This is a genomic window from Nocardia brasiliensis ATCC 700358 (genome assembly GCF_000250675.2).
Lineage (GTDB): Bacteria > Actinomycetota > Actinomycetes > Mycobacteriales > Mycobacteriaceae > Nocardia > Nocardia brasiliensis_B.
In genome coordinates, this window is record NC_018681.1 from 3,364,225 (window position 1) to 3,385,122 (window position 20,898).

A 20,898-nucleotide genomic window follows, 5' to 3' on the forward strand; every position below is an offset into this window, starting at 1 on the left:
ATGTTCGTCTCAACGCTCGGCAGACTGCAAGTCACCGTGGACGACGGTGAGATTACACCGACGGCGCCGAAGTTGCGCAGCTTGCTCGCGCTGCTCGCGGTGCGGCGAAACCGAATCGTGCCCACCGGCGTTCTGGTCGAAGAACTGTGGAACGACGAAGCGCCGATCAGTGCGCTCGCGACTTTGCAGACCTACGTCTATCAACTGCGAAAACTGTTGCAGGCGCACGGCGCCAACGGGCGTGACGTGTTGCGCTGGCATCCGCTGGGCTATGAAATCCGGCTGGCCGACCACGAACTCGATATCGCCGCGTTCGAGCAGCTCGCCGAACGGGCGCGCGACCAGCTGTCCGACGGCGCGGTGGTGGAAGCCTTGCAGTCCGCCTCGAACGCGGCCGCGCTGTGCACCGGCACACCCCTGTACGACATCTGCGCCGGCCCGATCCTGGAACCGGAGATCAACCGGTTGCGCGAGTCGTTGTTGCAGGTCACGCAGTTGCGGGTCGAGGCGCGGATGCGTCTGGGCCATCATCGGGATCTGATCGGTGAGCTGAAGCTGCTGTGTGGCGAGCACCCCTATCACGAAGGGCTGCACGGCAACCTGATGACCTGCCTGCATCGCTGCGGCCGCAGGTCCGAGGCGCTCGAGGTGTACCACCTGCTGCGGTCCAATCTGAGCGCCGAGCTGGGCATCGAACCGTCCGCGGTCATCCAGGAGTTGCAGCGCGGATTGCTCGACGGCGCACCGGAACAGGCCACCGCCGAGGTGCGCACCGCCGTGGCGCCCGCGCAATTGCCGCGCGATCTGTCCGATTTCTCCGGTCGCGCCGACGAAAAGAAACGACTCACCGAACTACTGACCAGTGACGTGGCCGTCACGGCCGCCGTGGTCACCGTCACCGGCGGGCCCGGTGTCGGTAAATCCGCGCTGGCGATCCACGCGGGACATTCGGTGCGCAGCCATTTCCCGGACGGTCAGCTCTATGTCGATTTCCGCGAAGGCACGCACGGTTCGTTCCGCATTCTCGGAAGGTTCCTGCGCGCGGTGGGTTTCGCCGCCGGGCATTTGCCGGATGAACTCGACGAGCGCGCGGAGTTGTTCCGTAGTTGGGCTGCGGGCCGCCGGGTGCTCATTGTGCTGGACAATGTCACGACTCGTGGCCAGGTGCGGCAATTGCTCGCGGGCGGCCCCGGTAGCGCGGTGCTGATCACCGGCACCTTTCGCGCGGTCGCGGGTATCGAAGGCGCGGCGCCGATCGAACTGGAAGCGCCGGACGCGGGGCAGAGCAACGAGATACTCTCCGCGATCATCGGTCCCGATCGGATGAGCGCGGAAACCGATGCCGCGGAACGCATCATCGCCTACTGCGATCGAAACCCGCTGGCATTGCGCATCGTCGGCGCGAAATTGGTGACCAATCGCTTGCTGTCGTTGTCCATGCTCGCCGACCGGCTCGCGGATCCGCGGCGGCGGCTGCACCAGCTGGAGTTCCTCGACTGGAGCATGACCCGCACGGTGTCGGCGGGCTATCGCGAATTGGACGCGCCCGCGCGTGCGCTGCTGAACGCCGCGATCGCCGCGGGTTCGCGCACGCTCACCATGACGCGCGCGGAACAGCTGTGCGCGCCGGGGCAGTGGTCGGCGGACAACGCCATCGAGCAGCTGATCCAGAACGGGCTGGTGCGCTGCAATTGGGGTGTGGTGGGGGTGGACAGCTTCGACATCCCGGACCTCGTCGGCTGCTATGTGGCCGAGGTGGCGGGCCCGAACACCGAGGCTTGTTGACCCGACTCGTGCAAAGCGCCGGCCAGGGCGCCGAGTGTTGGTGCCGCGAAGAACATTTCATGCGGTATCGCAGTGTCGAGCGCGCCCTCCAGGCGGGCGTGCACCTGCACCATCTGCACCGAGGTGCGTCCCAGCGCGCTGAGGGGTGTGTGCGCCGACAGCGGCAGGCCGGTGAAGCCGTCCAGCGCCCGGATCATGTGCCCGAGGGTCGCCGCGGCCACCGGTGCCAGATCGGCCGGCGGTGCCGTCCCGGCCGGTTCGGTCAGCGCGAGATCGCGGGTGTCGTCGACGAGAGCGCGCACATCGGTGCCGCGCCGGTCGATGCCGATCTGATAGTCGCCGGGCGGGCGGCACAGGGTCTCCACGGTCAAGCGGACCGCGTCGTCGGGCCGCAGCGCCAGGAAACCCCGTGCGGCCGCGGCCGCTTCGTACCGATTCCCGGCGTTGACGCCGGTCGCGCGCCAGAGGCTCCAGGCGAGCCTGGTGATCGGCATGCCGTCTCGTCGGCGCAGTTCCGCGGTGAGCGCGCGCGACAGCGCGTTCGTGGCGGCGTACGCCGCGCAGCCCGCCGCGGGAAACTCACCCATCAGTGAGGAGCCGAGGATCAACTGGGAGCTGGGGCGCTCCCGGACGAGTGCCGCGGCCACCAGCAACCCGCGCAGGTGACCAGTGGCGGTGAGGTCCCAGTCGGCGGGCTGCTCGGCGCGCAACGTGCGCAGGCGGTACTCGCCCGCCAGCTGGATCACACCGTCCAGCGGTGCACCCCACCGGTTTTCGGCGGCCGTCACCGCCGCGCGTACGGCGGACTCGTCGCGGAGATCGACGGCCGCGTACTCGACCTGTGCGCCGGCGTCGCGAAGTTTGCGCCAATTGTCCTGCAATGCTGTGTTATTCGGTCCGTCGAGCGCGCGCCTGCCGACGATCAGAAACCGGGCGCGCAAGGTGGCGGCGAGATCACGCACCAACTCGGTGCCGATACCGCCCGCGCCGCCCAGCACGACGTAGCGTCCATCCGTCCGCAGGGGGCTCGGTACGGTGACCGGCGCGTCGACCCGAGTCAGGGCGGGTAGATACGGACGGCCTTGTCGCCAGGCGACTTCCGGGTAGGCGGTGCTGTGATCGCCGAGTGCGATGGCCAGGTCCCTGGCGGTGCGTTCGGGCGCGCTCTCGGCCAGATCGATGTGCACCGCCTCGCTACCGGGATACTCCTGCCGGTACACCGCGGTGACGGCCGCGGTGGCCGCGGCCGCGACGATGCCGGACTCGGTTCCGGTCAGCACGTGCGCGCCCCGGCTCACCGTGATCAGTCTCAGACCGGCGCCGTCGTGCGTGCAGCACTGGATCGCGCTGACGAGATGCTTTGCATACGAATCTGTTTCGGCGGCGAGGCTCCACAGGTAGACGACCGTCTGCGGCGTGCCGAGCGCCGCCCGAACCGCCGCCCAATGCTGATCGAGGTCCGGATCGATGACAAAGCCGTCCTCGGTACGCCGAAAGTCGGTGCCCTGCCGGACGAGCAGGTAGTCATCCGGCAGCTGCCTCGTGAATTCCGCCGCGACACCGGACGCGTCGGCGAACAGCACGATGGGTCCGCGCAAACCGGTGGCGTGCCGCGGCGACGGCGGCACCGGCCGCCACCGAGTGACATAGACGCAATCGGGTGTCGTACCGGACGCACCGCCGACCCCGTCGACAACGCGGGCCGCGAGTTCGCCGTCGGCGAGCCGTCGCGCCAGGACCGCCCGCTGGATCTTTCCGCCGGTGGTACGCGGGAATTCGGCGGTCGTGAGCGCGGCGATCATGCCGACCGGCAGGCCGAGCCGCTCGCCGACCGTCGCCGTGATCCGTGCCGCGGTCCGCCGTTGGTCACCGGAATCGGCTGGTACGTAACAGATGCCGAGCAGCTCGGTGCCGAGCTCGGGATCGGCGACACCCACCGCGGCGACGTACCCGCGCCGGACGCCCTCGATCTCGTGCACCAGCTCTTCGATGGTGTGGCTGTGATACTTGGCCCCGTTGACCACCACCACGTCCTTGGCGCGACCGGTGATCACGAGTTTGCCGTCGGCGAGGAACGCCAGGTCGCCGGTGTCGAGCCAGCCGTCGACGGTGAACGCGGCGGCGTTGGCCTCCGGGCTGTCGAGATACCCGGGCGTCACTCGGCTGCCCCGCACCTGTAGCCGGCCGATCGTGTATTCGTCCAGCGGGAGCAGGTTTTCGTCGACGATACGCAGCCGGCTGCCCGGCGCGGGTGCACCCATGCTGATGTAGTCGATACCGGAGTGGGTCACGATATGGTCCGCGGCGTCGAAGTACGCGCACGAGGCGGCCGTCGCGGTCTCCGCCATGCCCCACATGTGCACGAAGTTCGCCGCCGTGACGCCGAAACGCGCCAGCTCTCCGAGGAATCCGTCGACCACCGCCGGGATGCACTGTTCCCCGGCGTTGAGCAGGGTGCGCAGGGCCGACAGATCCCACTGACGCCGCGGCGCCTGTTCGAGGGCCGCGGTGAGCATCCGGTAGCCGAAGTTGGCCGACCAGGTGTGCGCCACTCGGTATCGCTCCAGCAAGTCGAGCCAGCGCAGCGGCGCCGCGGTGATGTAGCTCGTGCTCGCGTGCACGCTCGTGCAGCCCAGCACGGCGTCCCGCAGCAGATACATCACCAGGGCGGGAGCATGGTCGAAGGGCAGCCAATTGAGGCTGGTCTCACCGGCGCGGATCAGGTCGACCTGGCGGGCCGCCAGGGCGTTCTCCACGATCGCGCGATGGGTGAGTTGAATCAGCTTGGGGCGCCCGGTGCTACCGGAGGAGAGCACGAGCACCGCGACGTCGTCGGGGTCGGGTGCGTGCACCTCGGCGACGGGTAGCGCTGCCGCCGTGCACAATTCACCGACGGTGACACCCAGCTCCAGCGATTCGGCGAGCGGAGGGGAGGTGAGTATCGGTGCATCCAACAGTCGTTGCGACAACGCGACGAGCACACCGGCGTCGTCGCGCTTCGGTTCGACCGCGGTGACCGGCACGAAGCCGCCGAGCAGGCAACCCCAGACCGCCACGACGTAATCGGCGAGATCGTGCAGCGCCAGTACGACTTTCGCACCGGGCAGCAGCCCCCGCCCGGACAGCCCGGCGGCGAGCCGCAGTCCGCGCTCGAGCAATCGGTCGTACGGCATGCGGGTTTCGCCGTCCGGCCCGACGGTCACCACCGAATGCGCGGTGGCCGCCGCCGCGCGCAGCGCCGCCGGGAGGGTGCGCGGATCGGTCCGGGTGACAACGAGTTCGGGACCTGCCGCCTGCGCGAGACGACGGACCGTGGACGCCGTGTGGTCCTGCGCGGGGCGGTGGACCCCGACGCGGCGATGGCCGAGCGGATAACGCACCGGCACCCAGTCCTCGGCCGCCTGTGCCTCGGGCAGTGCCGCGAGGTCGGGCTCGCCGTCGGGCCGCCGCGGAATCCGGCGCAGCACGCGGACCGCGATCTTCGGTGTCCGGCTCAGCTCCCGCTGCACTTCGATCGGATCGGCGTCGGCCGAGGGCACGACGTAGACGTGGTATTCGCCGGGCACCTCGGCGGGAATCGCAAGGCAGTCCAGTACGTCCGGCCTGGCGAAGATCTGCTGGACGAAGGCGGTGCTCATCGGGTCGCGTCGGCGTCGGCTCCGGCGCGGGCCGGAGCCCAGTCGTCCCGGAAGCGTTGCGCCGACCATTCGGTGACCACGCGCTGCCACAACGCTTCCCGCTCGTCGAGCGCCTCAGGGATCGTCAGCTGGAAGACGGTGGCCAGGGTGTCGAAATAGTCGTCCTGGTCGCCGATCGTGCGGATGGCGCGCCCCGCCGCGGTGACCTTCGACAGCTGCGTGCCGATCAACTCGTCGAAACCGGACTCGTCGTGCCGCTTCACCCAGCCGTAGCGGAAGAAGATCGCCATATCGGTCTCCGCCATCCGGGTGTAGATCTCGGCCAGTTCGGCGTAGGCCACCTCGGTCAGCGCGAAATCGACACCACGGCAGGACTCGTGCCGGTCGTAGTCGAAGCGCCACCAGCGCGGGTCGAGCTCGGACGGACGCAGCCGATAGCGGAACTCGCCGCGCGCGTAGTCGCCCGGGATCAGCGGAATAGGCCGCGAGAAGCCTTCGCCCGCACCGACATCGAGTAGCCAGCGGCCGCCCGGATTGTCCGTCGCGGGCAGGTTGTCGACGGTGAGCACGACGTGCGTGCCGGTGGGCGGCTGGGCGCTCGGCGCGAACCGGCTCTGCGTGGCCGCCGGACGCAGTCGTGCGTCGTAGCCGAGCCGGTCCAGCAACCAGCCGAACGCGCCGTTGAGGTGGTAGCAGATGCCGCCCAGGCCCTGCTCGACGATGCGGTCGACGGCATCGTCGACCGCGATCGACGGTGTGTGCCAGAGTGTTTCGAACGGCACCCGGGCGGCGTGGGCGGCATGCAGCTCGGCGAGAGCTGTGGCCGAACGCGCGGGGAACCCGTCGAATCCGAGCCTGCGCAGGTAAGCGCCGACCCGTGGGTCGTCAGTGGCTGCGGACATGCTGAACCTCCCGTAACGCGCTCGTGCAGCGGGACAATTCGGTGAGCCACAGCTCGCGCAGCGATTCGACGCGATCGCGGGTCAGGATGTCGGTGCGGTACCAGAGGCGGCCCTTCGGCTCCGCGCCGGACCACACCTCGAGGGTCAACTCGTACGACGACTCCTGTTTGGGCCGGTGCAGGTATTCGACCTCGGTGCCGGCGAGCGTCAGGGTGACACTCGCGCCGGTCTGCACGACGAACCCGGCCTGGCAGAACGGCATCCGGCGGGGATCACGCTGCGGGTCGAGCCGGATGATCTGCTCCAGCGGCATGAACTGGTGGTCCATCGCGTGCAGCAGACCGGTTGTCGCGGTGGCGAGGTCGGCGCGCGGATCATCGGCACCGGTGTGCCGGAACCGCAGCGCGATCGCCGAGGCGAAGCAGCCGACCGCGTTGATGCTCGATTCGGCCGCCCGGCCGTTCACCGGCACACCGATCGCGAAATCCGCCGCGCCGGTGAATGTTCGTAGTGCCCGCGCCCACGCGGCGAGCATGACCATGCTCGGCGTGGTGCTGCCGATATTGCGAAACGCCGTGCCCGGCAAGGCGAACCACAACTCGTCCACGGCCCCGCTGCTGAGTTCCGTGCCCGCCGACTCCGGATGCGGGAGCGGCAGATCCGGCACCCCGACGAGCTGGCGCCCCCAGCGCAACAGCTCGTCCTGTTCGTCCGGGCCAGCCAAGCGCTCCTGTTCGGCCCAACTGGCGCGGAAATCGGTGGGTGCCGGGACCGGATCAGGTCGGCCCGCGAGCGCACGGGTATATGCCGCGCCGAGCGCGTCGAACAGGATGATCGCCGACCAACCGTCGAACGCGGTGTGGTGCACGCTCACCGCGAGCAGGTGCCGGTCGTTGTCGCCGGTGCACAGCAGCGCGCGGATCGGCACTTCGGCAGCCAGCGTGAAGGGCGTGGCCGCGAAGGTACGGACCGCCGCCGAGTCGGCGTCGGGGTCGATCCGGCGCACCGTCAGCACCGAAGGCGTCGCTTCCGGTGCGAGCACCTCGACCCTGGTGTCCCGAGCACCGACCCGGATTATTTTCGTGCGCAACGCGCTATGGCTCGCGATCACCCAGCGCAACGCCCGATCCAGGGCGTCGGCGGACACTTCGCCGCCGATCCGGAAGACGAAGGTATCGATGCCGTCGCGATAGCCGGGCTGTTTCTGCTCGCGATACCAGAACCGCCACTGCGGCACCGGGAGTCCGGCCAGCCAGCGAATGCCCGAGGTGTCGGTCATCGAGGAGCGTCCACTCGCTGGGGCGCACCCGCGCGTGCCAGCCGCTCCAATTGCTCGACCACGGCCAGCGGAGTCGGGCGGGCCAGCATATCGTCGCGTAACTCGCCTGCTGCGGTGTGGAATTCGTCCTCGAACAGCCGATCCACCGCGGCCGCGATATCGGCGTCGGCGAGATCCGTGCCGGGCAGGTTCAACCCGGCCCCGCTGTCGCGCACGTGATGACCGTGGAAGACCTCGTCCGGCATCTGCGAAATGACCAGTTGCGGTAGACCGTTCACCAGGGCGGTCAGCACCCCGCCCGCGCCGCCCTGGTCCACCAGCACCGAACAGGTCGAGGCGAGCTGATGCAACGGTGCCGGGCCGAGGTGGACCACATTGTCGGGGACGTGCTCGAACAGCTTGCGCTGGTCCGCGGTGACCGCGACGGCCAGCTCGACGTCGTGCCGCGCGAGTGCCTGCACCACGCGGGGCGCGAGCACCATGTGGTCGAAACCGAGGCGGCTCTGCGAAGTACCCCAAGTGATGCCCACCCGGGGCCGGGCGGGCGGTTCGAGCAGCCATGGTTCGAGGACCGCGGGGCCGTTGTAGGGGACGAAGCGGATCGGTTCGCGCACTTGACGATCCGCGACCTGCAGGCGCGTCGGCGCGGGATCGAGGGTGCTGTCGCCGTTCACCCCGATGCGGGTCAGGCCGTAGGGCGCGGCGAGTTCCCCGATGAGGTCCTCTTCGAATTCCGCGATGGGCGCGGTGAAATCGATACTCCACAGGTGTCGCACGGTCGGCACGTCGAGCAAGGTCCCGATCAGCGGGCCGACGAAACCGGCGGGCTCGAAGACGATCAGATCCGGCTGCCAGCGCCGCGCGAACGCGACCGCTTCGGGCGCCTGCGCCTGCGCGGCGGCCGCGGCGAGCCGGAATCCGTTGAGCCGCCTGCGCCGGGCCCGCTCCGCGGCGGCGACCGGGTCCGAGGTCGGCTCGGGCGCGGCGGGTTTCCAGGAGCGGCGCTCGAGTTCGTCGCGCAGCCGGGCATAGGAGTCGAACTCCGGCCCCGCGCCCAGCGCGGGCAGGCCGGCGCCGACGATCGCGGGCACCAGATCCGGGTTGCTCACCACCACGACGTCGTGACCGCTGGCGCGTAATGCCCAGCCGAGCGGCACCATCGGGTACAGATGGCCCGGCATGTTCCACGTCGCCAGCAGGACGCGCATCCTTGCCTCCGTCCGAGAGAGAGTCGGTGCGCACAGCGTCCACGGGCCCGCTCGAAGATCACTCCAGCACCGCTGTGCGGCCCCGGCGGCTCGGGTCCGGCAGCGGCCTCGTCGAGTGCGGCACGGTTGATCCTTGAGTGCCGCGGCGGATCGTTCGACCTCGCAGTACCCGGCACGACGAGGAGAAACGATGCGGCTCGCGGTGTTCCTGACCCCACGACACGCCCTCCGCCTCGCTCCCGCCGCCGAACGACTGGGGCTCGAGTACGCGCTCGCACCCGAAGGGTTCCGCGGTGACGGCGTGAGCGTGCTCGGCGCCGCCGCCGCGGTCACCTCGCGGCTCACCCTGGCCTCCGGGCTGCTCCAGGCGCCCGCGCGCAGCCCGGTGCTGACCGCGCTGACCGCGCTGACTCTCGACGAACTGTCCGGCGGGCGGTTCGAACTGGGTCTCGGCGTATCGGCCGCAGACGTGGCGCGGGGTTGGTACGCGGCGGACCTGCGGCGGCCCCTGGCCTGGCTGCGTGAATACGTGGAGGTGGTGCGTTGCGCGCTGTCCGGCGCACCGGTGCGCTATGCGGGCGAGCACTGGCGGCTGCCACCGGACGATCCGGACGGCACCGCGGCCGTCGCCCAGTTGCGCGCCTTCGAACCACGCCCCGAACTGCCCATACTTCTGGGCGGTGTCGGTCCGCGCGCGCTCGAGCTGGCCGGTGCGATCGCCGACGGCTGGATCGGCGCGTTCTGCTCACCCGAACGCATCTCGTGGGCGCTCGACCACGTCCGGATCGGCCGTTCCCGCGCCGGCGCGAGCCTCGACGGCTTCCGGGTGCTGCCCTCGATCCCCATCGGCGTCGGACCCGATGCCGAATCCGCGGCCGTCGCGTTGCGGCCCTACTACGCGAATTTCCTTGCGCTCGGGCGAGGTACGGGCGTCTACGCGGGCGTGGCGACCGATATGGGTTACGGCGAGCAGGTCCAGCGGGTCCATCGGCTGGTGGCGGCCGGTGACCGGGCCGGTGCGGCAGCGGCGGTACCGCTGGACCTGATCCGGCGCACCGCGCTCCTCGGCGACGCGCACAGTATCGGCGCGCGCATGTCCGAGTACGCGGCGGCCGGGGTGACCATCCTCGGTTTGACCTTGCTGGCCGCCGATTTCGACGACCAGGTCGACGTACTGCGCACCGCCGCACAGGCGCTGGACCTGGCACAGGGGGTCAGCCGGTGACCCGAACGAATCGCGCGTTGTTGATCGGCGACACGACCGAACCGCCCGCCGACTGGCCCCGCACCCTCCCGGCGGCTCTGGATCGAGCGGCGCAGGACCTCAGCCGGGGCATCACCTACGTCGATGACGAAGGGCTGGAACGGTTTCAGAACTATGGGCACCTGCGTCGCGCGGCCGGGGCACTGGGCGAATACCTGGCGGAGCAGCTGCCACCCGGGACGCCGGTCCTGATCGCCGCCGGTGACGCCCGGGTGCAGCTGACCGCGTTCTGGGGTTGCGTGCTCGCGGGAGCAGTGCCGGTCCCGGTGGGGCGGACAGGTGCGCTGGGCGCGGTGCGCGCGGTGGGCGAACGTATTCGCGCGGCACACGAATTGCTCGGTAACCCGGTGGTTCTCGTGGACGACCCGGTGGCCGCCGTCGCGGTGGACCATCAGATCGCCGTCGATGCGGATGGTACGGCGCGACCGCTCGGCAAGCAGTCGGCGGACCGGACGGCCGCACCACCGATGGCAGCCGATGTCGCCATCGGACTGTTGACCTCCGGCAGCACGGGACGGCCCAAATGCGTGCTGCTGACCCACGCCGCGCTGGCCCACCGTGCCTGGGCGGCGGCCGAATTCAACGATCTGCGCGCCTCGGACGTGGCCTTGAACTGGATGCCCCTCGATCATGTCGGCGGCATCGTGATGTGGGCGACGCAGGCGGTCTTTCTCGGCTGCTCGCTCGTGCAGGTGGACACCGCGCGCGTGCTCGCTGATCCGCTCACCTGGCTGGACCTGCTCGAAGCGCACCGTGCCGGCACCACCTGGGCGCCGAACTTCGGTTTCGCACTGGTCTGCTCGGCGCTGCGGCGGGCGCCGGAGCGGCGGTGGCGGTTGCACCGGCTGCGCCATGTGCTCGACGGCGGCGAGGCGGTGGTGGCGGCGGTCGCCGACGAGTTCGTCGATCTGCTTGCACCGCATGGACTTTCCCGGGCCGCGTTCCGGCCCGCATGGGGGATGTCGGAAACCGGTTCGGGCGTGGTCTATTCGCGACCGTCCCCGGGTGAGCCGGGCATCCCGGCGGTGCGGGTGCGGATGACCGCCGACGACCGCGTGCGGCACGCGGCGCCCGGTTCGGCCGGGGCGCTGGAGCTCGCGGTGACCGGTACGCCGGTGCCGGGCGTGCGGATTCGGGTGGTGCGACCCGATGGTTCGGTATGCGACGAAGATCAGCTCGGCGCGGTGCAGGTAAGCGGTGCGACGCTGTTCGCGGGCTACCTCGGCGCGGACGCGGCGCTGCGCGACGGCTGGTTCACCACCGGTGACCAAGGTTTCGTCACCGGTGGCGCCCTCGTCGTGACGGGACGCGACGACGATGTGGTGGTCATCAACGGTGGCAATATCCCGTGCCAGGAGATCGAAGCGGTGGTGGCGCAGGTCGACGGCGTGCTGGACGGTTATGCGGCGTTCACCGTGCTCGAGCACCCGGACGGCCCGCCGCGACGGGCGGTGTTCGTGAGCGTGCGCCCCGATGTCGAGGTGGCGGACGCGATTCGGGAACGGGTCGCGCTGCGGTTCGGCTTCGCCGTCGATGAGGTCCGCGTCCTGCCGGCCGCCGACTTTCCACGGACGGCGACCGGCAAGATCCAGCGGGCACGCCTGCGTGCCGGGCACCGTGCGCCGAATCCGGAAACGCAGGTGCGCCATCGCGTCTCGCTCGTGCGCCGCCGAGATCCGCTGGCCGCGAAGGTGTCCGAGGTCTGGACCGATCTGCTCGGCGATCCGCCCCGCCCGGCCACCTCGTTCTTCGCCGCGGGCGGCACCTCGATGGCGGCGGTGCGGTGTGTGGCCACGCTCGGCGCGGCGCTCGGCCGCCGCGTGCCGGTCGGGTTGCTCTACGAGCACCCGACTTTCGCGGAATTCGTCGCGGCGCTCGGACCGCCACGACGTCGCGCCGGGCCGGTGCCCGCACTGGTGGAGCAGGGGAGCCTCGGATGACCGCGGCGGACCCGGCGTTCCCGATGCGCCGGCCGAACCCGTTCGATCTGCCCGCCGAATATCGCGCCCTGCGCGAGGAATGCCCGGTCGGGCGGGCGACCCTGCGCGACGGCCGGCCGGTCCGGCTGGTGACCCGCTACGCCGACGTCCGGGCCGTGCTCACCGACCCCGGTCTCAGCGCCGATCGCTGCGCTCCCGGCTTCCCGTTCTTGACCGCGGAGTCGGAATACCTGCGCCGGATCAAGGTTTTCGTGGGCATGGACGGCGCGGAGCACGGTGTGCACCGGCGGATGTTCACCCCCGAGTTCAGCGCGCGGAAGGTGGCCGCGCTACGGCCCTACATCCAGCGGTGCGTGGACGAACGTATCGACCGATTGCTCGACGCGGGGCCGCCCGCGGACCTGGTGCGCACGCTCGCGCTGCCGGTACCGGCGCTGGCCATCGGCCGCATTCTCGGTGTGCCGGAAGCGGATACCGCGTCGTTCGAGGAACTCACCGTGCGCGTGATCACGCACGGCGGTGCAGCGCCTTTCGAAGCGCTGGTCGACTACGTGAAGCAATTGGTACGCGGCAAACACGGATCGAGCGCGGACGATCTGATCTCCCGCGTGCTGCGCGAGCACGTCGCACCGGGTCACCTGGAACTGCGCGCGCTGACCATCGTGCTCATCCTGATCCTGCTGGCCGGATACGAGACGACGGCGAACACCATCTCGGTCGGCCTGCTCACGCTGCTGCGTCATCCGGACCAGGTGGCGGCGCTGCGGTCCGACCCGTCCGCGATGCCCGGCGCCATCGCGGAACTGCTGCGCTACACCTCGGTCGCCGAGCTGGCCACCTGCCGCGCCGCCACCCGGGACATCGACGTCGCGGGCACCACCATCCCGGCCGGTACAGGCGTGATCCCGTTGGCCGCCGCCGCCAACCGGGATCCCACGGTGTTCCCGAATCCCGAGGTGCTCGACATCCATCGAGACGCGCAGCGGCACCTGGCTTTCGGCTACGGCGCGCACGCCTGCATGGGCGCGGCGTTGGCCCAGCTCGAGCTGGACATTGTGTTCAGCACGGTGCTGGCCCGGTTGCCCGAACTGCGGCTGAACGGTGAATTGCCCGATGCGGCAGTCAAATACGACTCGGTGCTGTTCGGCCTGCACGAGCTGCCGGTCACCTGGTGACGACGACCCGGTCAGCCGGCCAGTCCGCCCGCGAACGGCATGCCGTGCCACTGGTCGATGAGCGGTTGCAGGAACTCCACCAGGGCGGGCAGCTGCGGGCTGAGGGTGAGAACGGCGATCGCGCGCAGTACGCCGACGGCGTTCACGAAGCGGAGCACCTCGTCGTCCAGCGGCCGCATGCCGTTCCGTTGCGCACCACGGTTATACGCGGCTTCGAGATCGGTGCCGAGCGCGGCGAGATCCCATTCGACCGGGCCCAGCGTGACGAGTTCGAAGTCGGAATAGAGGTCACCGGCCGTCCCGTTGAAGATGTTCGCCGGCGGTGAGTCGCCGTGAATGGGCTGCACGTCGATCCCGGGGAACCGGGTCTCGAACGCCTCGCGGGACCGGACGAATGGTGCCAGCACCCGCCACTCGCGGCGCGCGCGATCCAGGTCGGACGGATCGATCAGGTCCGGGCGCTCCTGCAGCAGCGCAAGGCTTTCGGTGACGAAGCGCGGTTCGGCCGAGGACAGGAACGACAGTTCTCCCGGGTAGTCGCGCATCGCGGCGTGCAGGTCGGCCGCGCGCTCCGAATTCGCCGCGTAATCGGGTACTTTGTCGCGATCCTCGACGACGAACTGCCAGAACGTCATCGAAAAGCTTTCGCGCTGTACCGGTTCCAGCGGGACGAGCGGGCTGGGCGGAATCACCGGTGTTCCTTGTTCGTTCAGCCACCGGGCTACGTCCAGCTCGGCCCGCTGCCGCCGCGCCAAGGTCGCGAGGTCTGTTGTGGGCGACAGCACCACCGGGATCCGTGCCACGACCGGCGCGGGCGCGAGATGGACGACCACCGAGAACAAATCGTGCAGCACCACGGCATCGGTGACCGTCAGCCCCAGTTCGCGGCCCACCGCCACCGCCGCATCGACCGCACTCCCCGTCCTGCTCGCGAATTCGTCCATCGCGCGATCCTGCCACAGGCGTGGACCGCGGCACTGTCCTCGGGCGCAGGCCCGTAGGCGATCAGTGCGCGCGGACCTCGGCGGTGGGGGCGGGCTCGGGGACGCGCTGCTGGACCTGGTCGACGATCTTGGAGAGGCGGGGGATGAAGGCGACCATGATGACGATGACCAGGACGACCATGACGATCGCGGCGCCGTTGGAGACCAGGAAGGAACGGTCCAGGTCGCTGGCGGGGGAGCTGTAGACGATGCCGATGCGCAGACCCGAATCGAGGAACATGGTGAGCCCGACGCCGAGGGTCATCAGCCGCTCCAGCTTGCGGAACCGGGGTTCTTCGTCCCAGGCGCGGTGGTAGGCCTCGGTGCGGCGGGGTTCGCCGCCGTTCGTCGCCATCGGCGTGGCGAGCAGGTACATGACCGGTTTGCCGACCACGCAGGTGAAGAGGAAGAAACCACCGGTGGTCAGCATGTAGAGCGCGGGCCGGATCGCCGCGATCCGCGGATCGTCGGTGACGAAGGCCAGCCCGAGCGAGACGACGAGTTCCACCAGCACCAGCGCGCCGATCACGTCCAGCGAGCGCCGCCGGATGCTGCCGACCGTGGTGGTGACGGCTACGACGATGCCGGGGATGGCCAGCGACCAGATCTCGCTGAAGCCGATCGCGCGCAGCACGAAATACAGCACGGTCGACACGATCACGTTGCCGAACAGCGGCAACAGCGCCTTGAACCGGCTCGTCTTCTTCGGCGTCGGTGCCGTCATCGCGGTCTCCTGATCGGTTGGGGTGGTGGCGATTTCAGGCTATTGGCCGAGGTCGGCGCGCTGTAGAGACGAAACCGCCGATTCGGCCAGGAGTTATCTCCTGTGCGGGCGGTCTCAGACCAGCCAGCGACCACCCGACATCAGGGTGCGGTCGCCGATCTCGGCCATCGATTGCCACGCTTGGATCCGGTCGGGCCGCAGCCGCAGGCCGACGCTGCCCGGCACCCGCCGACCCATCGGCAGCGTGTCCAGCAGCGCGCCGAGCTGCCCGGTGACGGCCTGCGGATCGAAGAATGTGGTGGTGCCGTCGATGAGCACCACGTCCCGGGTATCGCCGAGCGCCGCCCTGGCTCGGCCCGCGTCGCGCAGACTGCGCACGGACCTGGTGCCGGGTTTCGTCACCATCAGCAGGTCGCCCTCGCCGTAGGCGAAGGCCAGCGGCACCAGGTGCGGAAGCGAGTCGGCCGCGGTCGCGAGCCACAGGTGTCCCGGTCCGGTGAGCAACTCCAGGACATGCTGTTTGCGGTCGGTCAGTGCGCGCGGGGCTGCTTGTTGTCTCACCGTGTTCCCTTTCCGAGTGCCAGCAGGTCGGGCGCGATCTGCGCGGGGGTCGGCTGGGCCCGTAGCTCGGCGCGCAGCACCTGGGTCGCGGCGCGTTCGGGACCGTTGCCGACGAGCCGGACCACCAGGTCGCGCACCACGGCGCGATCGAAGTCGGCGACCGGCAGCACCGCCGCCGCGCCGGTCCCGCGCAACTGCTCGGCGGGCAGCATGTGATGGGGGAACTGCGGCAGCAGCAGTTGCGGCACGCCGGCGTCGACCGCGGTGAGCATGGTGCCGAAACCGCCCTGATGGATCACCAATGCGCAGGACGGCATGAGCAGGTGCAGGGCGAGCCCGGAGACGGCGCGCACATTGCTCGGCAGCGGGCCGAGGTGTTCGATCTCGGCGGGCCGCACCGTGACGACCACGTCCAGCTCGAGCCCGTCCAGTGCGGCCAGCACCTCGGGCAGCAGGAATTCCCCGCCCTGCGCGGTGACCGTGGTGCCCCAGGTCAGGCAGATGCGGGGCACGGTGGGCGGTTCGGCGAGCCAGGCCGGAATGGTCGCGGGCCCGTTGTACGGGATGTAGCGCACGGTGGTCGAGGTGGTGTCGGTCGCGATCTGCAGCGACGGCGGGCACGGGTCGACGGTGTGGCTGCCGAGCAGGTTCGGCAGCGCGATGCCGAGTTGCTCGGCCAGCGGCGCCACCAAAGCCGGGGTCGCGCCTCTGGCCCGATAGGTCATGTCCACGCCGTGGATGTGCCGGATCGCGGGCACCCCGAGCAGCGCGGCGACCAGCGGTCCCGCGAAACTGGTCGGCTCGAAGAAGACCAGATCGGGTTGCCAGCGTTCGGCCAGGGCCACGGTGTCGTCGAGCATCAGCCGGGCACGCTCGGCGAAGACCGCGAAAACCTGTGTCATTCTGGCGTTTTCGTCGACGTTCCAGATATCGGCCACCGGCGGCGCGGCCGCGGCCGCGCGGGCCCGGACCGCGGAGTGGTCGACGTCGGCGCCCGCCGGCGCGAAAGGCAGCCCGGCGTCGGTGACGATCCGTTGCAGCAGTGGCTGACTCGCCACCCGGACCTCCGCGCCCGCCGCCCGCAGCGCCGACAGCACGGGCACCAGCGGCATGAAATGCGACGGCCACGCCCAGTTCACACAGAGAACGCGCATCTCACCACTCCACCGGGATACCGAGGAAGCCCTCCAGCAGCGCGCCCTCTTGTCTGCGTAATTCGTTGGCGGGCACCGCGAGTCGCAGGGTCGGGAAGTGGGCGAGCAATCGGCCGATCGCCGTGGTGAGTTCGGCACGGGCGAGTCCGGCGCCGATGCAGAAGTGCGGGCCCCGGCTCAACGTGAGGTGATCGTTGTCGGTGCGGGTGATGTCGAAGCGTTCGGGGTGATCGAACACCGCGGGATCGAAGTTTCCGGCGTCGACGGCGGGAATCACGCTGGTGCCCGCCGCGATGGTGTAGCCGTCCAGGTCGATGTCGGCGGTGGTGTAGCGCAGCATCGACACCGAGGAGCCGACGAGTTTCCAGCGCAACGCCTCCTCGACCGCGCGCGGCACCAGGCTCGGATCGTCGCGGACCAGCGCGAGCTGATCGGGTCGCGAAAGCAGCAGCGCCACCGTGCCGCCCAGCTGACTCGCGGTGGTCTCGTAGCCGACGAGCAGCAGCAGCCGGCACCACCAGTGCAATTCGTAACCGGTGAGCCTGCCGTCGTCGGCGTCGTGCGCGGCGATCATGTCGCTGACCAGATCATCGCCGGGCGCACCACGTTTGGCTTCGATCAACGCCGCGATGTACTCGTTCAACTCGCGCATCGCGGCGCCGATCTCGGGGCCGCTGAACTGGCTGACCGACAGGAAGTGCTCGGTCCAGCCGCGAAAGCGCGCCTGGTCCTGCTCCGGTACCCCGAGCAGCCGGCACAGCACCCGGATCGGCAGCGGGAACGCCAGCGCCTGATTGAGATCGACCGGCCCACCGTGCTTTTCCATCGCGTCCAGCAGTTCGTCGACCACCTCGGCGACGAACGGTTCCAGCGCCGCGACCCGGGCCGGACTGAACGCCTGCATGACCAGCCGGCGCACCCGGGTGTGCTCGGGCGGATCGGGATCCATTTTAGAATCCTGGAACATGCTGTTGTGCTTGCTGATTCGCGCGGCGTCCGGCCGGTTCAGGTTGCGGCTCACCGCCGGATGCACGAGCAGCGCGCGGATATCGGCGTGCCGGGTGACCAGCACCGCGTCGTCGCCGCTCGGCAGCCGGACCGGAACCATCGGGCAGCCGGTCAAGCCGAACAGCTCGCGCGGCGGTTCCAGCGCGGCAGGCCGGGTGAACGGATAGGGGACGGGTTCTGCGGCGGTCATGCGCACCTTCCTGCTGTTCACCAGCGCACGGGAACCGTGCGGAAGCCCTGGAAGAAATGGTCGTCGACGCGGTCGAGGCGCTCGGGCGCGACCGCGAGTCGCAGCTCCGGGAAGCGTTCGATCAATGCGCCGATACCGATCTGCAACTGGGCCCGCGCCAGCGGCGCGCCGGGGCAGAAGTGCCGGCCGGCACTGAACGTGAGCTGCTGCGCGTCGCGACGGGTGAGGTCGATCCGCCCCGGGTCGGCGAAGACCGCCGGATCGTGATTGGCGCATTCGAGCGCGGGAATGATGCTGGTGCCCTGCGGAATAACGCGATCGTCGACGGTGACGTCCTCGGTGACGTAGCGCAGCATGGACAGCGAGGTGCCGACCACCTGGCAGCGCAGCAGTTCCTCCACCGCACCGGTGATCAACGCCGGATCCGCACGCAGCAGTGCCAATTGGTCGCGATGGTGCAGCAGCAGCACGACACCGCCCGCGATCTGGTTCGCCGTCGTTTCGTACCCGGCGAGCAGCAACAGGGTCGACCAGAAATGCAGTTCGTCGGGGGTGAGGCGGCCGTCCTCGGCGTCGGTCACCGCGACGAGCGCGCTGATCAGATCCGTATCGGGTTGCCGCCGTTTGCGTTCGATGAGCTCGCGGATGTAGTCCCACGGCGGATTGCTGGTGTCGCCGAAATGATGACGCTCCTGCGCGGGGACGCCGAGCAGCTCGCAGATGACCTGGATCGACAGCGGGAAGGCGAAGGCGGTGTTCAGATCCACCGGCTCCGCCGCGCCATTGGCCGCCATCCGGTCGAGCAACTCCTCCACGATGGCGGCGATCCGCGGGCGCATGGTTTCGACTCGGGCGGCGGTGAATTCGCGCGCGATCAGCCGCCGCATCCGGGCATGCGCGGGCGGGGACATGTCGATCCGGCGCTGGAACACCTTCTGCGGCCGGGTGGTCATCTTCGCCACGCCGGACCGGTTGCGGTCCTTGCTGATTCGCGGGTCGGCGAGCAAGGCCCGGATGGTCTGGTAACGGGTGGCCAGCACCGCGTCGTCGCCGCTGGGCAGGGTGACCGTGCGGAACGGGTCGCGGTGTGCCTGCAGCAGCGCGTCCGGCTGGGCCGGGCCTGCGGGCCAGGCGAACGGGAACGGGCAGCCGCTCATCGCTGCGTCCGCGGTATCGGCCTGGCTTTGATCAACCAGTGCGGCGGTGCGGTGCGCACCGTGTCGACCAGCTCGAAATCGGCCTGCGCGAACAGGTCTCGCCACTCGGCGAGTTCGCGCTCCTTGCCGCCCAGGCTCACCGCCATGGCGATATCCATCGCCTTGCTGAAATGCCATTCGCCGGCGCCGGGCACCACCGCCTCGATCACGTAGACCCGGGTGTCCTCGGTGCTGACCGCGCGGATGTTGCGCAGGATGCGGATCGAGTCGGCGTCGTTCCAGTCGTGCAGGATCGCCTTGAGCAGATACGCGTCGGCTCCCGCGGGCACGCTGTCGAAGAAGTCGCCGACCACACAGTCGACCCGGTCGCGCACCCCGAACTCGGTGAGCACGGGATCCGCGCCGCCGATGGCGGATTCGGTGTCGAAGAGCACGCCGCGCTGCTGCGGATTCGCGGCGAGGATGGCCGACAGCAGCCGGCCCTGCCCGCCGCCGATATCGGCGATCGTCCGGTACCGGCCGAAGTCGTAGCTCGCGGCCACCTCCGGCGCCCGGTTGCTCACGCCGGTCATCGCGCGGTGGAAGACCTCCGCGTACTCGGGGCTGTCGGCCATGTACTCGAACCAGCCGCGCCCGCCGCGCAACGCCGGGCCCGCGGGTTTACCCGTGCGCAGGGTGTCGGCGGCGTAGGCGAAGCAGTTCCAGACGCTCTCCTCGCCGTAGAGGTAGGCCAGGTAGCGCAGCGAACCGTCCACGTCCGAGCGCAGCAGCGCGCCGGTCTCGGTGAGTCCGAACGACCGGTCCGTGTGCTCGCTGAACAGGCCGACCCCGGCGGCGGTGCGCAGGAAGCGGTAGAGCATGTCCGGGTCGGTGCCGGTGGCCGTGGCCAGCTCGGACACCGGGCGGGGCCCCTCGGTGAGGTGATCGGCGAGGCCGATCCGCGCCAGCGTGCAGATGGTCGCGGAGACCATCTTCCCGGCCAGCAATCCGAGCAGCTGCTGCTGCGCCTGCCCACGCGCGGTGATCTCGGTCGACATGGCAGCGATCGTCGGTTCGCGCGCTCCACGATCACTGGTGCCGTCCTCGATCGTGCTGCGCACGGGGTGTCCTCGATCGCTCCCACAGTGCGCCTCGATCACGGGGTGCCAGAGTCCACGAATCTCATTGGGCCAGTTGAGCAACATGAGGAGAGGTCGAGATGTCGGAGCTCAGTCTGATCGTGGCGCGGATGCGACCGGGGGACAGCGAGCAGGTCGCCGAGTTGTTCGCGCGCTCGGACCAGACCGAACTCCCCGCCCTGGTGGGCGTGCGGCGGCGCACCCTGTTCACCTTCCACGACCTGTATTTCCATTTGATCGAGGCCGACGCGGCGGTGGCCGAGCGGGTCGCCGAGGTGCGCGACCACCCGCTGTTCCAGGAGATCAACGAGGGGCTGCTGCCCTTCATCCAGCCCTATTCGCCGAGCTGGCGTAGTCCGGCCGACGCAATGGCCCGGACCTTCTACCAGTGGACGCGGCCGTGACGCGGGTGGTGGCGGCGGCCGATATCGCGCCGAATGCCCGGCGCGGGGGCGACCTGCGGGTGCTGCTCAGCCCGCGCACGGTCGAGTCGACCTCCGGTTTCCTCGGGGTGCTGCGGCTCGCGCCGGGGGAGTTCGTCAGCGAGCACTATCACCCGTATTCGGAAGAATTCCTCTATGTCGTCGCGGGCTCGCTGACCGTGCTGCTGGACGGCGCGCCGGTCGAGGTGGCCCAGGGCAGTGCGGTTTTCGTCCCGATCGGCGTCCGGCATCGGGTGCAGAACGACGGCTCGGCACCGGCCGAGGCCGTGTTCCAGCTGGCGCCGCTGGCCCCGGAACCCGCACTCGGCCATGTCGACACCGAGCCGCTGCCCGATCCGGACGCCGCGCAGCCGAAAGTGTCCGGCTAGT

17 protein-coding genes are annotated in these 20,898 nt (G+C 69.8%); 6 read left to right on the forward strand and 11 right to left on the reverse strand.

The annotated features are described in order from the left end of the window. Complete coding sequence (locus O3I_RS15225; RefSeq protein ID WP_014983821.1) at positions 1 to 1,785, forward strand: AfsR/SARP family transcriptional regulator; 1,785 nt, start codon at positions 1 to 3, stop codon at positions 1,783 to 1,785. Here O3I_RS15225 and O3I_RS15230 read toward each other — a convergent pair. Genes O3I_RS15230 through O3I_RS15245 form a run of 4 tightly spaced genes read right to left on the reverse strand, consistent with a single transcriptional unit; the run spans position 1,743 to position 8,812 of the window. After that, positions 1,743 to 5,423: an SDR family NAD(P)-dependent oxidoreductase gene (locus O3I_RS15230; RefSeq protein ID WP_014983822.1), complete on the reverse strand. Its 3,681-nt coding sequence runs from the start codon at positions 5,421 to 5,423 to the stop codon at positions 1,743 to 1,745. The two genes, O3I_RS15225 and O3I_RS15230, sit on opposite strands and share 43 nt — an antisense overlap. Then, the gene (locus O3I_RS42640) at positions 5,420 to 6,325 is read right to left on the reverse strand and encodes an arylamine N-acetyltransferase family protein (protein WP_014983823.1); all 906 of its coding nucleotides are present in this window, start codon (positions 6,323 to 6,325) and stop codon (positions 5,420 to 5,422) included. The genes O3I_RS15230 and O3I_RS42640 overlap by 4 nt, the downstream gene beginning before the upstream one ends. Beyond that, positions 6,309 to 7,604: a condensation domain-containing protein gene (locus O3I_RS15240; protein WP_014983824.1), complete on the reverse strand. Its 1,296-nt coding sequence runs from the start codon at positions 7,602 to 7,604 to the stop codon at positions 6,309 to 6,311. Before O3I_RS15240 ends, O3I_RS42640 begins: the two co-directional genes overlap by 17 nt. Next, positions 7,601 to 8,812 carry a nucleotide disphospho-sugar-binding domain-containing protein gene (locus tag O3I_RS15245; protein WP_014983825.1) on the reverse strand — a complete coding sequence of 404 codons (1,212 nt, stop codon included), beginning with the start codon at positions 8,810 to 8,812 and terminating at the stop codon, positions 7,601 to 7,603. The genes O3I_RS15240 and O3I_RS15245 overlap by 4 nt, the downstream gene beginning before the upstream one ends. A 190-nt stretch (positions 8,813 to 9,002) precedes the next feature. Here O3I_RS15245 and O3I_RS15250 point away from each other — a divergent pair, with 190 nt between their 5' ends. Genes O3I_RS15250 through O3I_RS15260 form a run of 3 tightly spaced genes read left to right on the forward strand, consistent with a single transcriptional unit; the run spans position 9,003 to position 13,191 of the window. Continuing rightward, positions 9,003 to 10,037, forward strand: a complete 1,035-nt coding sequence (locus tag O3I_RS15250) for an LLM class flavin-dependent oxidoreductase (RefSeq protein ID WP_014983826.1) — start codon at positions 9,003 to 9,005, stop codon at positions 10,035 to 10,037. Beyond that, positions 10,034 to 12,016 (forward strand): non-ribosomal peptide synthetase, encoded by a 1,983-nt coding sequence (locus tag O3I_RS15255; protein WP_014983827.1) that lies wholly within the window; start codon positions 10,034 to 10,036, stop codon positions 12,014 to 12,016. The genes O3I_RS15250 and O3I_RS15255 overlap by 4 nt, the downstream gene beginning before the upstream one ends. Further along, on the forward strand, positions 12,013 to 13,191 hold the full coding sequence (locus tag O3I_RS15260; protein WP_014983828.1) for a cytochrome P450: 1,179 nt from the start codon (positions 12,013 to 12,015) through the stop codon (positions 13,189 to 13,191). Before O3I_RS15255 ends, O3I_RS15260 begins: the two co-directional genes overlap by 4 nt. Positions 13,192 to 13,202: 11 nt before the next feature. Here O3I_RS15260 and O3I_RS15265 read toward each other — a convergent pair whose 3' ends face one another. The 7 genes from O3I_RS15265 to O3I_RS15295 all read right to left on the reverse strand — a co-directional run bounded on the left by O3I_RS15265 (position 13,203) and on the right by O3I_RS15295 (position 20,068). Then, a complete protein-coding gene (locus O3I_RS15265) occupies positions 13,203 to 14,135 on the reverse strand; it encodes a phosphotransferase (RefSeq protein WP_014983829.1) in 933 nt (310 codons plus the stop codon). 61 nt (positions 14,136 to 14,196) lie between these two features. Then, entirely contained in the window at positions 14,197 to 14,898 is a 702-nt protein-coding gene (locus O3I_RS15270; RefSeq protein ID WP_014983830.1) for a VC0807 family protein, read from the reverse strand. A 114-nt stretch (positions 14,899 to 15,012) separates the two neighbouring features. Next, positions 15,013 to 15,459 carry a pyridoxamine 5'-phosphate oxidase family protein gene (locus O3I_RS15275; RefSeq protein ID WP_014983831.1) on the reverse strand — a complete coding sequence of 149 codons (447 nt, stop codon included), beginning with the start codon at positions 15,457 to 15,459 and terminating at the stop codon, positions 15,013 to 15,015. After that, positions 15,456 to 16,613, reverse strand: coding sequence for a glycosyltransferase (locus O3I_RS15280; RefSeq protein WP_014983832.1), 1,158 nt, complete (start codon positions 16,611 to 16,613; stop codon positions 15,456 to 15,458). Before O3I_RS15280 ends, O3I_RS15275 begins: the two co-directional genes overlap by 4 nt. Before the next feature lies 1 nt (position 16,614). Further along, entirely contained in the window at positions 16,615 to 17,811 is a 1,197-nt protein-coding gene (locus tag O3I_RS15285) for a cytochrome P450 (protein ID WP_014983833.1), read from the reverse strand. 17 nt (positions 17,812 to 17,828) lie between these two features. Next, a complete protein-coding gene (locus O3I_RS15290) occupies positions 17,829 to 18,968 on the reverse strand; it encodes a cytochrome P450 (RefSeq protein ID WP_014983834.1) in 1,140 nt (379 codons plus the stop codon). Continuing rightward, positions 18,965 to 20,068 (reverse strand): methyltransferase, encoded by a 1,104-nt coding sequence (locus O3I_RS15295; RefSeq protein WP_014983835.1) that lies wholly within the window; start codon positions 20,066 to 20,068, stop codon positions 18,965 to 18,967. The genes O3I_RS15290 and O3I_RS15295 overlap by 4 nt, the downstream gene beginning before the upstream one ends. Before the next feature lie 98 nt (positions 20,069 to 20,166). Between O3I_RS15295 and O3I_RS15300 the strand changes: the two genes are divergently transcribed. Further along, positions 20,167 to 20,490, forward strand: a complete 324-nt coding sequence (locus O3I_RS15300; RefSeq protein WP_014983836.1) for a TcmI family type II polyketide cyclase — start codon at positions 20,167 to 20,169, stop codon at positions 20,488 to 20,490. Continuing rightward, on the forward strand, positions 20,487 to 20,897 hold the full coding sequence (locus O3I_RS15305; protein ID WP_202804938.1) for a cupin domain-containing protein: 411 nt from the start codon (positions 20,487 to 20,489) through the stop codon (positions 20,895 to 20,897). The genes O3I_RS15300 and O3I_RS15305 overlap by 4 nt, the downstream gene beginning before the upstream one ends. Position 20,898: the final 1 nt, after the last annotated feature.

What these genes read in the sequence shown, in the direction of transcription:
- O3I_RS15265 (WP_014983829.1), bottom strand. Translation starts at nt 14,135, where the DNA reads ATGGACGAATTCGCGAGCAGGACGGGGAGTGCGGTCGATGCGGCGGTG.
- O3I_RS15270 (WP_014983830.1), bottom strand. Translation starts at nt 14,898, where the DNA reads ATGACGGCACCGACGCCGAAGAAGACGAGCCGGTTCAAGGCGCTGTTG.
- O3I_RS15245 (WP_014983825.1), bottom strand. Translation starts at nt 8,812, where the DNA reads ATGCGCGTCCTGCTGGCGACGTGGAACATGCCGGGCCATCTGTACCCG.
- O3I_RS15240 (WP_014983824.1), bottom strand. Translation starts at nt 7,604, where the DNA reads ATGACCGACACCTCGGGCATTCGCTGGCTGGCCGGACTCCCGGTGCCG.
- O3I_RS15230 (WP_014983822.1), bottom strand. Translation starts at nt 5,423, where the DNA reads ATGAGCACCGCCTTCGTCCAGCAGATCTTCGCCAGGCCGGACGTACTG.
- O3I_RS42640 (WP_014983823.1), bottom strand. Translation starts at nt 6,325, where the DNA reads ATGTCCGCAGCCACTGACGACCCACGGGTCGGCGCTTACCTGCGCAGG.
- O3I_RS15290 (WP_014983834.1), bottom strand. Translation starts at nt 18,968, where the DNA reads ATGAGCGGCTGCCCGTTCCCGTTCGCCTGGCCCGCAGGCCCGGCCCAG.
- O3I_RS15300 (WP_014983836.1), top strand. Translation starts at nt 20,167, where the DNA reads ATGTCGGAGCTCAGTCTGATCGTGGCGCGGATGCGACCGGGGGACAGC.
- O3I_RS15280 (WP_014983832.1), bottom strand. Translation starts at nt 16,613, where the DNA reads ATGCGCGTTCTCTGTGTGAACTGGGCGTGGCCGTCGCATTTCATGCCG.
- O3I_RS15260 (WP_014983828.1), top strand. Translation starts at nt 12,013, where the DNA reads ATGACCGCGGCGGACCCGGCGTTCCCGATGCGCCGGCCGAACCCGTTC.
- O3I_RS15250 (WP_014983826.1), top strand. Translation starts at nt 9,003, where the DNA reads ATGCGGCTCGCGGTGTTCCTGACCCCACGACACGCCCTCCGCCTCGCT.
- O3I_RS15225 (WP_014983821.1), top strand. Translation starts at nt 1, where the DNA reads ATGTTCGTCTCAACGCTCGGCAGACTGCAAGTCACCGTGGACGACGGT.
- O3I_RS15285 (WP_014983833.1), bottom strand. Translation starts at nt 17,811, where the DNA reads ATGACCGCCGCAGAACCCGTCCCCTATCCGTTCACCCGGCCTGCCGCG.